The organism is Pseudomonas arcuscaelestis, from assembly GCF_016881005.1.
GTDB lineage: Bacteria > Pseudomonadota > Gammaproteobacteria > Pseudomonadales > Pseudomonadaceae > Aquipseudomonas > Aquipseudomonas arcuscaelestis.
This window is the reverse complement of the sequence record NZ_JACOPV010000020.1, coordinates 56,837-71,767: the sequence shown is the minus strand read 5'-3', so window position 1 is coordinate 71,767 and position 14,931 is coordinate 56,837. Positions and strand designations below refer to the sequence as shown.

15 protein-coding genes are annotated in these 14,931 nt (G+C 60.1%); 10 read left to right on the top strand and 5 right to left on the bottom strand.

Features of this window, described 5'->3' with window-relative positions:
* Positions 1–50: 50 nt before the first annotated feature.
* The 8 genes from cycA to H8F21_RS25750 all read left to right on the top strand — a co-directional run bounded on the left by cycA (position 51) and on the right by H8F21_RS25750 (position 8,289).
* Entirely contained in the window at positions 51–1,466 is a 1,416-nt protein-coding gene (cycA, locus tag H8F21_RS25785) for a D-serine/D-alanine/glycine transporter (protein ID WP_203478863.1), read from the top strand.
* 204 nt (positions 1,467–1,670) lie between these two features.
* Complete coding sequence (urtA, locus tag H8F21_RS25780; RefSeq protein ID WP_136478363.1) at positions 1,671–2,936, top strand: urea ABC transporter substrate-binding protein; 1,266 nt, start codon at positions 1,671–1,673, stop codon at positions 2,934–2,936.
* 95 nt (positions 2,937–3,031) lie between these two features.
* Positions 3,032–4,528: an urea ABC transporter permease subunit UrtB gene (gene urtB, locus H8F21_RS25775; protein WP_203478862.1), complete on the top strand. Its 1,497-nt coding sequence runs from the start codon at positions 3,032–3,034 to the stop codon at positions 4,526–4,528.
* On the top strand, positions 4,528–5,607 hold the full coding sequence (gene urtC, locus H8F21_RS25770) for an urea ABC transporter permease subunit UrtC (protein WP_203542852.1): 1,080 nt from the start codon (positions 4,528–4,530) through the stop codon (positions 5,605–5,607). Before urtB ends, urtC begins: the two co-directional genes overlap by 1 nt.
* Positions 5,604–6,464: an urea ABC transporter ATP-binding protein UrtD gene (gene urtD / locus H8F21_RS25765; protein ID WP_375547297.1), complete on the top strand. Its 861-nt coding sequence runs from the start codon at positions 5,604–5,606 to the stop codon at positions 6,462–6,464. Before urtC ends, urtD begins: the two co-directional genes overlap by 4 nt.
* A 31-nt stretch (positions 6,465–6,495) precedes the next feature.
* Positions 6,496–7,194: an urea ABC transporter ATP-binding subunit UrtE gene (gene urtE, locus H8F21_RS25760; RefSeq protein WP_203585620.1), complete on the top strand. Its 699-nt coding sequence runs from the start codon at positions 6,496–6,498 to the stop codon at positions 7,192–7,194.
* 36 nt (positions 7,195–7,230) lie between these two features.
* The gene (locus H8F21_RS25755) at positions 7,231–7,761 is read left to right on the top strand and encodes a GNAT family N-acetyltransferase (protein WP_203542851.1); all 531 of its coding nucleotides are present in this window, start codon (positions 7,231–7,233) and stop codon (positions 7,759–7,761) included.
* Between the two features lie 6 nt (positions 7,762–7,767).
* Positions 7,768–8,289, top strand: coding sequence for a GNAT family N-acetyltransferase (locus H8F21_RS25750; RefSeq protein WP_203542850.1), 522 nt, complete (start codon positions 7,768–7,770; stop codon positions 8,287–8,289).
* A gap of 48 nt (positions 8,290–8,337) precedes the next feature.
* On the opposite strand, the gene H8F21_RS25745 is transcribed toward H8F21_RS25750, so the two are convergent.
* The gene (locus H8F21_RS25745) at positions 8,338–8,643 is read right to left on the bottom strand and encodes a chaperone modulator CbpM (RefSeq protein ID WP_203585619.1); all 306 of its coding nucleotides are present in this window, start codon (positions 8,641–8,643) and stop codon (positions 8,338–8,340) included.
* Positions 8,644–8,645: 2 nt separating this feature from the next.
* A complete protein-coding gene (cbpA, locus tag H8F21_RS25740) occupies positions 8,646–9,593 on the bottom strand; it encodes a curved DNA-binding protein (RefSeq protein WP_203478847.1) in 948 nt (315 codons plus the stop codon).
* A 159-nt stretch (positions 9,594–9,752) separates the two neighbouring features.
* On the opposite strand from cbpA, the gene H8F21_RS25735 reads away from it, so the two are divergent.
* Positions 9,753–11,018 carry an Hsp70 family protein gene (locus H8F21_RS25735; protein WP_203585618.1) on the top strand — a complete coding sequence of 422 codons (1,266 nt, stop codon included), beginning with the start codon at positions 9,753–9,755 and terminating at the stop codon, positions 11,016–11,018.
* Positions 11,019–11,087: 69 nt separating this feature from the next.
* Here the strand turns inward: H8F21_RS25735 and H8F21_RS25730 are convergent, their stop codons facing one another.
* Both H8F21_RS25730 and H8F21_RS25725 read right to left on the bottom strand, forming a co-directional pair.
* Positions 11,088–12,095: an AI-2E family transporter gene (locus H8F21_RS25730; protein WP_203478843.1), complete on the bottom strand. Its 1,008-nt coding sequence runs from the start codon at positions 12,093–12,095 to the stop codon at positions 11,088–11,090.
* A 46-nt stretch (positions 12,096–12,141) separates the two neighbouring features.
* Positions 12,142–12,942 carry an AraC family transcriptional regulator gene (locus tag H8F21_RS25725; protein WP_203585617.1) on the bottom strand — a complete coding sequence of 267 codons (801 nt, stop codon included), beginning with the start codon at positions 12,940–12,942 and terminating at the stop codon, positions 12,142–12,144.
* A 98-nt stretch (positions 12,943–13,040) separates the two neighbouring features.
* Here H8F21_RS25725 and H8F21_RS25720 point away from each other — a divergent pair, with 98 nt between their 5' ends.
* Positions 13,041–13,937: a DMT family transporter gene (locus tag H8F21_RS25720; RefSeq protein WP_203478834.1), complete on the top strand. Its 897-nt coding sequence runs from the start codon at positions 13,041–13,043 to the stop codon at positions 13,935–13,937.
* Here H8F21_RS25720 and H8F21_RS25715 read toward each other — a convergent pair.
* The gene (locus H8F21_RS25715) at positions 13,918–14,808 is read right to left on the bottom strand and encodes a lipase family alpha/beta hydrolase (RefSeq protein ID WP_203478832.1); all 891 of its coding nucleotides are present in this window, start codon (positions 14,806–14,808) and stop codon (positions 13,918–13,920) included. The genes H8F21_RS25720 and H8F21_RS25715 overlap by 20 nt on opposite strands.
* Positions 14,809–14,931: the final 123 nt, after the last annotated feature.

The window sequence follows — 14,931 nt, the reverse complement described above, 5'->3', positions numbered from 1 at the left end:
GTGTTAGCCTAACGCGCACAAGAAATTGCACTGAACGGAATGCCTAGCCTATGACCGCGAATCTGTCCCCGCAACACCCCTCGCCTGATGCACACGAACACCTCGAACGCAGTCTATCCAATCGTCATATCCAGCTAATCGCCATCGGTGGCGCTATCGGCACCGGTCTGTTCATGGGCTCGGGCAAAACCATCAGTCTGGCTGGCCCGTCCATCATCTTCGTGTACATGATCATCGGCTTCATGCTGTTCTTCGTCATGCGCGCCATGGGCGAACTGCTGCTGTCGAATCTGGAATACAAGTCGTTCATCGACTTCTCCGCCGACCTGCTCGGTCCCTGGGCGGGTTACTTCACCGGCTGGACCTACTGGTTCTGCTGGATCATTACCGGTATTGCCGACGTCATTGCCATCTCCGCCTACTCGCAGTTCTGGTTTCCCGACCTTGCGCAATGGGCGCCAGCGTTGGCCTGTGTCGGTCTGCTGCTGTCACTGAACCTGATCACGGTGAAGATGTTCGGCGAAATCGAATTCTGGTTCGCCATGATCAAGATCGTCGCCATCCTGGCCCTGGTCGGCACCGGCCTGTACATGGTGTTGGTAGGCTTCGAGTCGCCCGCCGGTCGCACCGCCGATCTGGCCAACCTGTGGAACGATGGTGGCATGTTTCCCCATGGCCTGATGGGTTTCTTCGCCGGTTTCCAGATTGCCGTATTCGCCTTCGTCGGTATCGAACTGGTAGGCACCACTGCCGCAGAAGCGAAGAACCCGGAGCGCACGCTACCGCGCGCGATCAACTCGATTCCAGTGCGGATCATCATTTTCTACGTGCTCGCGCTGATCACCATCATGGTCGTTACCCCGTGGCGCGATGTGGTCCCGGGCAAAAGCCCGTTCGTAGAGTTGTTCGTCCTCGCGGGTCTGCCGGCGGCGGCGAGCATCATCAACTTTGTGGTTCTGACCTCAGCGGCTTCATCGGCCAACAGCGGTGTGTTCTCAACCAGCCGTATGCTCTTTGGCCTGGCTCAACAAGGCGACGCACCACGTAGCTTCGAACACCTCTCCAGCCGCAAGGTGCCGGCCAACGGCCTGTACTTCTCCTGCACCTGCCTGCTCCTGGGTGCGGCGCTGATGTACGTGATTCCCGACTTGATCGAAGCCTTCACCCTGGTGACCACGGTGTCGGCGATTCTGTTCATGTTCGTCTGGACCCTGATCCTGTTGTCGTACCTGAGCTACCGCAAGAATCGCATGGCGCTGCACCTGGCCTCGAAGTACAAGATGCCAGGCGGGCGTGTCATGTCGGTCGTGTGCCTGGTGTTCTTCGCGTTCATCCTGGTGCTGTTGAGCCTGGAAAGCGACACCCGTCAGGCGTTGATCGTCACGCCGCTATGGTTCCTTGTGCTGGCAGTGACCTATCAGTTCGTGCGACGTAATCGTCAGCAGCTGGAGTCCCAGCAGAACTGATCCTCAAGCCGGTTGCGCACCAACGCAGCGCAATCGGCTGCACCGCCTGTCGGATAAAGCCCCAGGCCGGTGCAGATTTTCGCCTTTCCATCTCCTGACGCCCGTGCCAGAGCCCTTGCAGGTTCCGGCACAGCCCTTGCTAAAGCTCTCTCCAGAAGTCGCCATCTGCCTTACCGCACATTCGAACTCATCGGAGAGAGCACTATGAAGCGTCGCAGTCTGATCAAGGCATTCACCCTCAGCGCGTCCATCGCGGCGATGGGGCTGAGCTGGAGTATCCAGGCCGCCGAGACCATCAAGGTCGGCATCCTGCATTCGCTGTCCGGGACCATGGCGATCTCCGAGACTTCGCTCAAGGACATGGCCTTGATGACCATCGAGCAAATCAATGCCAAGGGCGGCGTCAACGGCAAGATGCTCGAGGCGGTGGTGGTCGATCCGGCATCGAACTGGCCGCTGTTCGCCGAGAAAGGCCGCCAGTTGCTGACCCAGGACAAGGTCGCGGTGGTCTTCGGTTGCTGGACCTCGGTGTCGCGCAAATCGGTACTGCCGGTGTTCGAGGAGCTCAACGGCCTGCTGTTCTACCCCGTACAGTACGAGGGTGAAGAAATGTCGCCCAACGTGTTCTACACCGGTGCTGCGCCTAATCAGCAGGCGATTCCGGCAGTGGAGTACCTGATGAGCGAAGACGGCGGCGCGGCCAAGCGCTACTTCCTGCTCGGCACCGACTATGTCTACCCGCGCACCACCAACAAAATCCTGCGCGCCTTCCTGCACAGCAAAGGCGTAGCAGACAAGGACATAGAAGAGGTCTACACCCCCTTCGGCCACAGCGATTACCAGACCATTGTTGCCAATATCAAAAAATTCTCTGCAGGCGGCAAGACCGCAGTGATTTCCACGGTCAACGGCGACTCCAACGTGCCGTTCTACAAAGAGTTGGCCAACCAGGGCCTGAAAGCTACCGACGTGCCAGTGGTGGCCTTCTCGGTAGGTGAAGAAGAGTTGCGCGGCATCGATACCAAACCGTTGGTCGGGCATCTGGCCGCGTGGAACTACTTCGAGTCAGTGGAAAACCCGGTCAACAGCCAATTCGTCAGTGACTGGAAGGCCTACGCCAAGGCCAAGAATCTGCCGGGCGCCGACAAGGCGGTAACCAACGACCCGATGGAAGCCACTTACGTCGGCATCCACATGTGGGCCCAGGCGGTGGAAAAGGCCAAGTCCACTGACGTCGACAAGGTCCGCGAAGCCCTGGCCGGGCAAAGCTTCAAGGCCCCGTCGGGCTACACCCTGACCATGGACAAGACCAACCACCACCTGCACAAGCCGGTGATGATCGGCGAAATCCAGGACGACGGTCAGTTCAATGTGGTCTGGGAAACCGAGCAGCCGCTGCGTGCGCAACCCTGGAGCCCGTTTATCCCCGGCAATGACAAGCGACCGGACTATGCGGTGAAGGGTAACTGAGCCAATCGCTGAGCACGCCCGCTACCACCGCGACCGCCTGTGGGAGCGGGTTTGCCCCGCGATAGCGCCCCCACCCACACCACAAGGACATTGTCATGCCCAAGGCTCTCTGGTGCCTTTTCTTCGGTCTCTTGCTGCTGCCCTTCAGCGCCCAGGCCAGCGATGCCGACTACTTCATTGCAGCCAAAGCCAACGAGCAGGCTCGCTTGCTTCAGGACTGGGCAGCGCAACCGGACCCTGCCCGGCTTGAACTGCTCACTCAACTGCAGCAAGGCCGCCTGAGCGCCACCGACTCGCGCAAGCTGCGCCTTAACAACCGACTGCGCGGCCTTGTGAATAACGCCCTGGCCAGCCACCAACTGCTCAGCAATGACGCCCAGGTACGCCTGGCTGCCGCCCAGCAGTTGCAGAAAAGTGCGCAGCCCGCACAAGTAGCGTTCCTCGACCGGCGTTTCGCCAGCGAAGCAGACGCCGCCGTACATGCCGCCCTCGGGCTGGCGCTGGCCAATCTGCAACTGGTTGCCGGCGACCCTGCCGTACGCCTTGCGGCGGTGCGCCTGCTCGGTGAAACCGGCGACCCCATGGCCCGTACGCGGCTTGAAGCCTTGCTCGAAGCGGGCGTAGAAAGCGACAGCAAGGTGCGCACCGCTGCCGAAACCAGCCTGGCCCAGGTCAAGCGCAAGTTGTTGATTGGCGAGCTGCTCGGCCAGGCATTCAGTGGCCTGTCACTGGGCTCGATTCTGCTGCTGGCAGCCTTGGGGCTGGCGATCACTTTCGGCCTGCTCGGGGTGATCAACATGGCCCACGGTGAAATGCTGATGCTCGGCGCCTATGCCACCTACGTGGTGCAGGTTGTGCTGCAACGCTACGCGCCGAGCGCCATCGAGTTCTACCCGCTGATCGCCTTGCCCGTGGCCTTCTGCGTCAGTGCCGGCGTGGGCATGTTGCTGGAACGCACGGTGATCCGCCATCTATATGGGCGACCTTTGGAAACCCTGTTGGCTACCTGGGGTATCAGCCTGATCCTGATCCAGGCCATACGCCTGTTGTTCGGCGCGCAAAACGTCGAAGTGGCCAATCCTGGCTGGCTCTCTGGCGGAATTCAGGTGCTGCCCAATCTTGTCCTGCCCTACAGCCGCTTGGTGATCATCGGCTTCGCCCTGTTCGTGGTGTTGCTGACCTGGCTGCTGCTCAACCGCACGCGCCTGGGCCTGAACGTGCGCGCCGTCACCCAGAACCGCAACATGGCGGCCTGCTGCGGCGTACCCACCGGGCGCGTGGACATGCTCGCGTTTGGCCTGGGATCCGGCATTGCCGGGCTTGGGGGGGTTGCCCTGAGCCAGGTTGGCAACGTCGGCCCGGACCTCGGCCAGAGCTACATCATCGACTCTTTCCTGGTGGTGGTACTTGGGGGCGTCGGCCAACTGGCAGGCAGCCTCTGGGCGGCATTCGGCCTGGGTATCGCCAACAAACTGCTGGAGCCGCAGATCGGTGCTGTGCTCGGCAAGATCCTCATCCTTGCGCTGATCATTCTGTTCATCCAGAAACGCCCGCAAGGTCTCTTCGCACTCAAGGGACGGGTAATCGACTGATGAACCAGCCTCTGCTTGTTATCGCCAGCCAGAAGGCCGGCGCGCGTTGGACCCTGGCGGTTGGCGCTATGGTCCTGTTGGTATTGCTGGCCTTGCCGTTGCTGTCGTTGCTGCCCGAGGGGCACAGCCTGCAGGTGTCGGCCTACACCCTGACGCTGGTCGGCAAGATCCTCTGCTACGCCATTGTTGCCCTGGCACTTGATCTGGTCTGGGGCTATGCAGGCATGCTTTCACTGGGGCACGGCCTCTTCTTTGCCCTCGGCGGCTATGCGATGGGCATGTACCTGATGCGCGAAGCCGCGGGTGATGGCTTGCCAGCATTCATGACCTTCTTGTCCTGGACCGAACTGCCCTGGTATTGGGCGGGTACCCAGCACTTTGCCTGGGCCCTGTGCCTGGTAGTGCTGGCACCTGGTTTGCTGGCGTTGGTGTTTGGCTTCTTCGCCTTCCGCTCGCGCATCAAGGGGGTGTACTTCTCGATCATGACCCAGGCCCTGACGTTCGCCGGGATGTTGCTGTTCTTTCGCAATGAAACCGGCTTCGGTGGCAACAATGGCTTCACCAACTTTCGCAGTATTCTCGGTTTTCAGATCACCGCGCAAAGCACCCGCGCGGTGCTGTTCCTGCTGACTGTCGCATTACTGGTACTGAGCCTTTACCTGGGCTGGCGCCTGGCGCGAAGCAAGTTCGGCCGGGTGCTGACCGCGCTACGCGATGCCGAAAACCGCTTGATGTTCTGTGGCTACGATCCACGGGGATTCAAGCTGTTTGTCTGGGTACTCAGCGCCGTGCTCTGTGGCTTGGCTGGGGCGCTGTATGTGCCGCAGGTAGGCATTATCAACCCCAGCGAGATGTCGCCGACCAACTCCATCGAGGCTGCAGTGTGGGTGGCCCTGGGCGGTCGCGGCACCCTGATCGGCCCGCTGCTGGGCGCAGGCCTGGTCAACGGCATGAAGAGCTGGTTCACCGTGGCGTTCCCCGAGTACTGGCTGTTCTGCCTGGGGGCGCTGTTCATTCTGGTCACCCTGTACCTGCCCAAAGGGGTGGTCGGGCTGTTGAAGAAACGAGGTGAACAATGAGAGCGATACCCCTGCCGCCAGTCCATCTGGAATTCATGCTCGAACCGGTCCTTGGTGCAGGTAGCGGGCGCGAGGCCATCGGTCTTGGGCAAGCGCGAGGCGAAGGTCTGGATACACGGCACGGCACCGTCCTGACCCTTGAGGACATCAGTGTCAGCTTCGACGGTTTCAAGGCACTCAACGCCCTGAATCTGTACATCGGCGTCGGTGAGTTGCGCTGCATCATTGGCCCCAACGGCGCCGGTAAAACCACGCTGATGGATGTGATTACCGGCAAGACCCGGCCAACAACAGGCATGGCCTGGTTTGGCGAAACCCTGGATCTGACCCGCATGAGCGAAGTGCAGATCGCCCAGGCCGGTATTGGCCGCAAGTTCCAGAAGCCCACGGTGTTCGAAGCCTTGAGTGTGTTCGAGAACCTGGAGCTGGCGCAGAAGGCTGACAAGTCGGTAATGGCGAGCCTGCTCGCACGCTTGAACGGCGAGCAGAAGGACCGTATCGACGAAGTCCTGCACACCATTCGCCTGCACACCCAAGCTCAGCGCCCGGCCGGCTTGCTCTCGCATGGCCAAAAGCAATTTCTGGAAATCGGCATGCTGTTGATGCAGGACCCACAACTGCTGCTGCTCGACGAGCCAGTGGCGGGCATGACCGACGCCGAAACCGAGTTCACCGCCGAACTGTTCAAGGGCCTGGCGGGCAAGCATTCGCTGATGGTGGTGGAGCACGACATGGGCTTTGTCGGCAGCATTGCCGACCATGTCACGGTGCTGCATCAAGGCAGCGTGCTGGCCGAAGGCTCGCTTGAGCAGGTGCAGGCAGATGATCGGGTGATCGAGGTTTATCTGGGGCGCTGATTCGACCCTATCGCGGGGCAAGGACAACTACATGCTGAAAATCGACTCTCTGCACCAATATTACGGTGGCAGCCATATTCTTCGCGGCCTGTCGTTCGAGGCCAAGGTGGGTGAGGTCACCTGCCTGCTAGGTCGCAACGGTGTTGGCAAGACCACGTTGCTGCGCTGCCTGATGGGCCTGTTGCCCACCCGCGAAGGTAGCGTGCACTGGGAAGGCAAGACCATCACCGCACTCAAGCCACACCAGCGCGTGCAGGCCGGGATTGCCTATGTACCTCAGGGCCGGGAGATTTTTCCGCGTTTGAGCGTTGAAGAAAACCTGCTGATGGGGCTGTCGCGCTTCGGCGCCAGTCAGGCCAAAAGCGTCCCGCCATTCATCTATGAGCTGTTCCCGGTCCTGCTGCAAATGAAGCACCGCCGTGGTGGGGACTTATCCGGTGGCCAGCAACAGCAACTGGCAATCGGCCGCGCCCTGGCCAGTCAGCCCCGCTTACTGATCCTCGATGAGCCTACCGAAGGTATCCAACCTTCGGTCATCAAGGAGATCGGTGCGGTTATCAGTAAGCTGGCCGCCCGGGGGGACATGGCCATCCTGCTGGTCGAGCAGTTCTACGACTTTGCCGCCGAGCTTGCCGACCAGTACCTGGTGATGTCCCGGGGCGAAATTGTGCAGGCCGGACGCGGCGAAAACATGGAGGCCGAAGGTGTACGCGGCCTGGTAACCATTTAACCTGAGCACTATTTTGCAAACGTCCGAGAAGCTGCCATGACTTATCTGATTCGTGACGCCGGAACTGCCGATCTGCCGGGCATTCGCGACATCTACAACGACGCCGTGCTCAACACCACGGCGATCTGGAATGAACAACCCGTTGATCTAGCCAATCGCCAAGCCTGGTTCGATGCCCGCCAGGCCCAGCGATACCCGATTCTGGTGGCGGCGGACAGCATCAGCGGTGAAGTGCTCGGCTATGCTTCATTCGGTGACTGGCGACCCTTTGAAGGCTTTCGCCATACGGTCGAACACTCGGTGTACATCCGCAACGATCAACGCGGCAACGGCCTGGGCCCCACGCTGATGGAGGCACTGATCGAGCGCGCCCGAGCGTGCGACAAGCATGTGATGGTCGCCGCCATCGAGAGCGGCAACGCGGCCTCTATCCGTGTGCACGAGCGCCTGGGTTTTACCCTCAACGGGCAGATGCCACAGGTGGGCGTCAAGTTCGGGCGCTGGCTCGACCTGACCTTTATGCAGTTGATCCTCAACCCCGGCGCCTCCCCACGCTCATTGGAGTGAAGCTTTATGAATGCAGCGCACCTCAATCGTGTCACCCATGAAAGCTTTACTCACTACCGCGACGGTCTGCTGACGTTGCTGCTTGATGCCGTACGCCACGGCGCCTCGGTAGGCTTTCTGGAACACATTGATGCGCAGCAGGCCAACAGCTACCTCGATGAAGTCAAACAGCGCATGATCAGCGGTGAGCTTCTGCTTTGGGTTGTCAGCAACAACCAGGAAGTACTGGGCAGTGTACAGTTGGGGCTGTGCCAGAAGCTCAACGGCCTGAACCGCGCCGAGGTGCAAAAGTTGCTGGTGCATAGCTCGGCACGGCGCCGGGGGTTGGGTCAGCAGTTGATGCAGGCGCTGGAGGCCTCGGCACGACAGAAGCAGCGCGGTTTGCTGTACCTCGATACCGAGGCCGGGTCTGGGGCCGAGGCATTCTATCAATCGCTTGGCTATACCAAGGCCGGAGAAATTCCCCAGTACGCCTGCAGCCCGGACGGCAGCTATCGGCCCACAGCCCTGTATTACAAATTACTGTAAGGCCTCGCGGGGACTAGCCCGTCCCCACGCGGAGGGTGTGATCGCCTTTCAGTCTTGGACAAACCTGCCCAGGCGCTGTTTGAGCATGCTGTTCTCACTGCGCAGTTGCTGAACCTCTTCCAGCAACTCCAGGGCCAGGGCCACCCCTTCCCACTCAAGCTCAAGCTCGCGCTGCAGTTTCGCCGCGCGCGTGGCCAACACCGCAGCCTGATCGTCAAACAACCACTCTTCCGGCGTTCGCCCGGAAGGTTCAACAATGCCGTGTTCGACGATCTCGATCACATAGGCCGCCGGTAGATCGGCTTCCCGACAAAGGGTCTGCATGTCCAGTTGAACGACCAGGGTACTGCGCATGATCAATTACTCCATTGAGTCCTCGGATTGAACGCTGCCTTTTGCGCCAACTTGCTCCACAGCTCGCGGGTTGCGTCGTCGCTCTGGCTAGGCATTACCACTTTCAACTGCGCGTAGAGATCACCACGCTCGCCCTGCTTGTTCGCCAGGCCCATGCCCTTGACTCGCAGGCGCTGGCCACTCTGGCTGTCCGGACGAATGGTCAAGTTGATCTTGCCGGTCAGCGTCGGTACCGCCACCTTGGTGCCAAGCGCGGCTTCCCAGGGTGCCAGAGGCACGGTGATGATCAGGTCGTGACCTTCGACATCGAACAGCGGGTGCGGTGCCATGCGCACGGTCAGGAACAGGTCGCCGTTGGCGCCGCCGCCAATACCCGAAGCACCCTGGCCCTTAAGGCGAATTTTCTCGCCGTCGGTCACACCCGCCGGAATTTTTACATTCAGGGTCTTGGTGGTGAAACCGGTACGCTGGCCGTTGGCGTTGTACTGCGGAACCTGGAAGCTGATCTGCTTGGATTCGCCGGACAGGGTTTCCTCAAGGAAAATCGCCAGTTCCATTTCCACGTCTTGCCCTCGCCGACCGGCGCTACGTTGCTGGCCGCGGCCAAAAGGATTGCCGTTGCCGCCACGTGCACCGAAGATCGAGCTGAAGAAGTCGGAAAAGTCGCCCCCTTCGAAACCGCCCGAACTGCGGTTTTCCCAGCCTGGTGGCCCCTGGAACGGACGGCCATGCTGGCCGTACTTGCGCAGCTCGTCGTACTCGGCGCGTTTTTCCGGGTTGCTCAAGGCCTCATAGGCCTCGTTGGCTTCCTTGAATTTTTCTTCGGCGTCGCGTTCTTTGCTGACGTCGGGGTGATACTTGCGCGCAAGCTTGCGGTAGGCGGTCTTGATCGCCTTGTCATCCGCACTGGGCTCTACGCCAAGTATTTTGTAATAGTCTTTGAAGTCCATCTAAGGAATCACCATCAGTTGTTCAATGCTTCTGAAGATTGGGGTCAAGCATAGCCTTTCAAGGCACCCTTGGGTTTGCTGTAAAGCAGATAATCGGTCTTGATTCTGCTGGCCACTGGCATAAACTGCGCGGCCGTTTTTCCCCCGGAAGTACAACCCATGAATGACGCATCCCCGGCCCGTGCCTGCGGCATCGACTTTGGCACCTCCAATTCCACCGTCGGCTGGCACCGCCCTGGTGTGGAATCGTTGATCGCCCTGGAAGACGGCAAGATCACCCTGCCGTCGGTAGTGTTCTTCAATATCGAGGAGCGCCGCCCAGCCTACGGCCGGCTTGCCCTGCACGAATACCTCGAAGGTTATGAAGGCCGCCTGATGCGCTCGCTCAAGAGCCTGCTGGGCTCCAAGCTGATCAAGCACGACACCAGCGTGCTTGGCACCGCACTGCCGTTCAAGGACCTGCTGGGCATGTTCATCGGTGAGCTGAAGAAGCGCGCCGAAGCCAACGCTGACCGTGCTTTCGACGAAGTCGTGCTGGGCCGCCCGGTACATTTTGTCGATGACGACCAGGCTGCCGACCAGGAAGCCGAAGACACCCTGGCTGAAGTTGCGAAGAAAATCGGCTTCAAAGAAGTGTCGTTCCAATATGAGCCCATTGCCGCAGCGTTCGACTATGAGTCGAGCATCCAGGGTGAAGAGCTGGTGCTGATCGTCGACATCGGCGGTGGTACCTCGGACTTCTCTCTGGTTCGCCTGGCCCCTGAGCGCCACATGATCGATGACCGTCAAAGTGACATTCTAGCCACGGGCGGCGTACACATCGGCGGTACTGACTTCGACAAGCAACTGAGCCTGCAAGGTGTAATGCCGCTGTTTGGCTACGGCAGCCGCATGAAAAGCGGCGCGTTCATGCCTACCAGTCACCACATGAACCTGGCCACCTGGCACACGATCAACTCGGTCTATTCGCAAAAATCCCAGCTCGCGCTGGGCAGCATGCGTTACGACATCGAAGACACCAATGGCATCGACCGCCTGTTCAAACTGATCGAACAGCGCGCAGGCCACTGGCTGGCCATGGAAGTGGAAGAAACCAAGATCGAGCTGACCCATACCGACAGCCGCCTGGTAGACCTCAAGCGCGTTGAGGCCGGATTGAGCGTGGACCTGTCCCGCGCACTGTTCGAAGCTTCTATCGATAACCTGCTCGAGCGTGTTCGCGGCAGTGTCAGCGAACTGCTGAGCAAGGCTGGCGTTGGTGTCGCCCAGGTGGATACAGTGTTCTTTACCGGCGGTTCCAGCGGTATTCCGGCGTTGCGCCAGAGCGTGGCAGCCATGTTGCCCAATGCACGCCATGTTGAAGGCAATATCTTTGGCAGCATCGGCAGCGGTCTGGCGATTGAGGCGCGCAAACGCTACGGTTGATGGCTTTTTGTACAAGCCCACTCCACCGGACCCTCCCGGCAGGAGCGGGCTTGCCCCGCGAGCAACGCCTCACACCAGCTCGGCCTGCCTCAGCTCACTCTTGAGGTAGGCATAGTAGATCGGCCCCGCCACCACGCCCGGCAGCCCGAACGCCGCCTCACAGACCAGCATTGCCAAAAGCAGTTCCCACGACTTGGCGCTGATCTGCCCGCCGACGATCCGTGCGTTGAGAAAATACTCGACCTTGTGGATAACAATCAGATAGCCCAGCGCCGCCATGGCCACCCAGATCGACAACGACAAACCGACGATAGTGATCAAGGTGTTGGAGATCAGATTACCGATCACCGGTAGCAAGCCCAGTAGGAACGTCAGCACAATCAGGGTTTTGGTCAGCGGCAGGTGCACATCGAACATCGGCAACACCACCGCCAGGAAGATCCCGGTGAAAAAGGTGTTGAGCAGGGAAATCTTGATCTGCGCGAAAACGATATTGCGAAACGCCTGCACCAGCAGCGCCAGGCGATTGAACAGCGCCGCGGCCAGCGGTTTACGACGGGAGATATCAGGCAGACGCTGCAACGCCACAATTGCGCCAAGGATCATCCCGATCAACAAGGTGACGAACATATGCGCAGCGCCCTTGCCCACCAGTTGCAACTCTCCCAGGTGGGTCTTGAGCCATACACCGATAGCCACCTTGAACTCCGCTGCACTGGCGGGCAGGTAGGCATCAACGAAAGGTGGCAACTGTCCGCGAGCCTGATCCACCAGCAGCATGAACTTGTCCAGCGATGCACCAGGATTCTCCGCCTCATGCAGCAAAAAGCTGATCGCGCCGGCAAACAGCAGCGTCAGGGTGCTGACCACCAGGGTGCCGAGCAACGCCACCGCCAACCAGCGCGCACGCTCTCCGGCAATCAAATGCTGCAACTTGGGGGTGAGCATATTGACCAGTTCGAACACCAGCAGGCCCGCCAGCAGGCTGGGCAACAACTTGAGCGGAAGCACCAGCAGCAGGCCGGCGAACACGATGATCCAACTGGCCATTTTGATCTGGCGCGGGGTGAAGGTCATACAACCTCAAAGGACAACTGCAGGGAAAGGCGCAGTCTGCCAGCCTTCACCGGGCAGGCATAGTAGCAGTGCGAGCCTGACGTCGATATTGCTCCGGCGTACAGTTGGCATGACGCTGGAACATGGCAATAAACGCCGAGGGGCTGCTGTAGCCCAGGTCATAGGCAATCTGCTGGATCGGCAGATTCTTCTCCAGCGCCTCGATCGCACACAGAAAGCGCAGGCGCAAACGCCACTCGCCAAAGCTGATGCCCAGCTCCCGCAAAAATTGTCGCGCCAGGGTGCGTTCACAGACGTGCACACTGGCGGCCCAATCGGCCAATGGACGATTGTCGGCAGGGGCCACCTGCAGCGCCTGGAGAATGCCATCCAGGCCGGCACTGCGAGCAAAGGGCAGAAAGCAGGTTTGGGTTGGCGCCAGGCACAGTTGATCGACCAGCACCTGGGCCAGACGCTGATCAGCTTCGTTCTCGGGAATGTTGACGTCACGCCGGGCAAAGTCGCCGAGGATGGCCTTGAGGATCTCGCTGATGACCAGTGTGCACGGCTTCGCTGGCAATGCCTGACACAACGCACGGTCCAGATACACCGAGCGGTAGACGATGGCCTGAGGGTTGTAGCAGCTGTGTTCAGTGTCCGGCGGCACCCAGACCGCATAATGCGGCGGCGAGACAAAACGCTGCCCGTCAATCTCCAGGTGCATGATGCCGTGGGCGGTGTAATTGAGTTGTCCCCAGTCATGACGATGCGCAGGGCCGTGGGTATCGGCACCGAACTCGTCGTAGCGGAAGTACACCGGTGCCGGCAAGGCAGCGAATGTGGGGATATTGACGTATTTGCGTGACATGTTGTCTGGATCAATGGGCCGATTGTCTGGATACAAGTATAAGCAACAGGACAGACAGGTGGATAATAGCGTCCTGTACCCACACGAGTTTCTGCAACATGAATTATGCGTTCCCGCTGCTGGCTATCCTGATCTGGGCCGGCAACACCGTGATCACCAAAATGTCGGCCGGAGCAATTTTCCCCGCCGAAATCGGCTTCTATCGCTGGCTGCTGGCCGGGCTGTTGTTCACGCCCTTCCTGCTGAGGCCGATGCTGCGCAACTGGGCGCAAATCCGCCCGAACCTGGGCAAGATTTTCATTCTCGGCGTGCTGGGTATGGCGGTGTACCAGAGCCTGGCCTATTTCGCCGCCGCCGTAACCAGTGCAACCAACATGGGCATCATCCTCTCGCTGATGCCGCTGATGTCCCTGGCAATGGCCATCCTCAGCCTGGGCCTGCGCCTGACTTTCGGCGCCTTGATCGGGGCGCTGGTGTCATTTATCGGCGTGTTGGTCGTGGTGTCGGGCGGCGACCTGGGCTTGCTCCTGCAACATGGCCTCAACGGCGGCGATGCGCTGATGTTGATCGCCACGCTGGCTTACGCGCTGTACAGCACCTTGCTGAAAAAATGGCAGCTACGGCTCCCGCCACTGCTGTTGCTGTATTTGCAGGTGCTGGTGGCGATCATTGTGCTGTTCCCGCTGTTTCTGTTCTCGGAAAAAACCGGCCTCGACACCGGCAACATAGGATTGGTGCTGTACGCCTGCGTGCTCGCCTCGATGGTTGCTCCACTGGCCTGGATGCAGGCGGTTACCCGCCTGGGGCCAAGCCGCACCACGCTGTTTTTCAACCTATTGCCGGCGATTACAGCGGTGATCGCGGCAGTGGTATTGGATGAACAACTGGCGCTGTTTCACCTGGTCGGCGGCCTGATGACCCTGGCCGGCGTAATCCTTGCCGAACGCTGGAAAACCCCAGTGCGTCCGGTACCCGCTACAACCCCGCAGCCTTGAGCCGCGCCGCATGTTCGGTGAACAGCCTTAGCGGATCGGCGCCCTTGCCTACCGCGCCCAATGACTGATTGACGATATCCAGGTGGTCGAGCGGATAGTCATCGCCGATCACCTGGCCCAGGTGTGAACTGTAGCGCCCGACCATGCCATCGCACTGACCGGACTCACGCACGAAGGTGCGCGCAAACAAACGACAGAAACGGTTACTGCCATCCAGGCGGTTCAAGCCCTTGTCAGTGAGGCCGGGCTGCAACGTACCGGACCAGGAGTAATAGCGCACACCGTTGACCTCGGCCGCCCCCTCACCGCCCCATGTGCTGGGCAAGCCCTGTGGATAAGACTGATTGAACAGGGCAACGCCAGCGCATGTCAGGGCATGGTGCGAAGCGCGCACATCGATGGGTAGCCGGGGGCCGTGCCAGCCGGTTTCGAGCCAGCCCATCAGTATCCCGAGTGCATGCAAAAAAGCCTTGAGCAAACGCCCTCGGGCGCTGTCGGCAGGGTAATGTTCCAGTAGGTAGTCAGCCAGCTCCGAGCCGTGGTTGGGCCCGGCAATGGAGGTCACCGAAGCCACCCATTGCGGTCGCTTGGCCGCCGCATAGCGAGCGGTGAGCGCGCCCTGACTATGGCCGAGCAGATTGACCTTATCGCAACCAGTGCGCCGCCGAATGTCTTCAATGATCTGCAGCAATTGCTCACCGCGCACCTCGGTGGAGTTGAGCGGTGACACCTGAATGGCGAAGACCTTGGCGCCGCCCCGGCGCAGGGCTGAAACGATACCGAACCAGTAGGGGTACAGCAGCAGTCGAACGAAACCAAGCATGCCCGGTACCAGCACCAGTGGATAACGCGTGGCAAGCCCTTGGGCCATGGCTGCAATCCCCGTTCCGTGGAAAGTGGTCCAACACTACAGGCACTTCAATGGCAATCGCAATCGAACTCCGGACGTTCGCTGTGGTTCCAACCCTGTAGACCTTCAGCAAGGAGCATGACC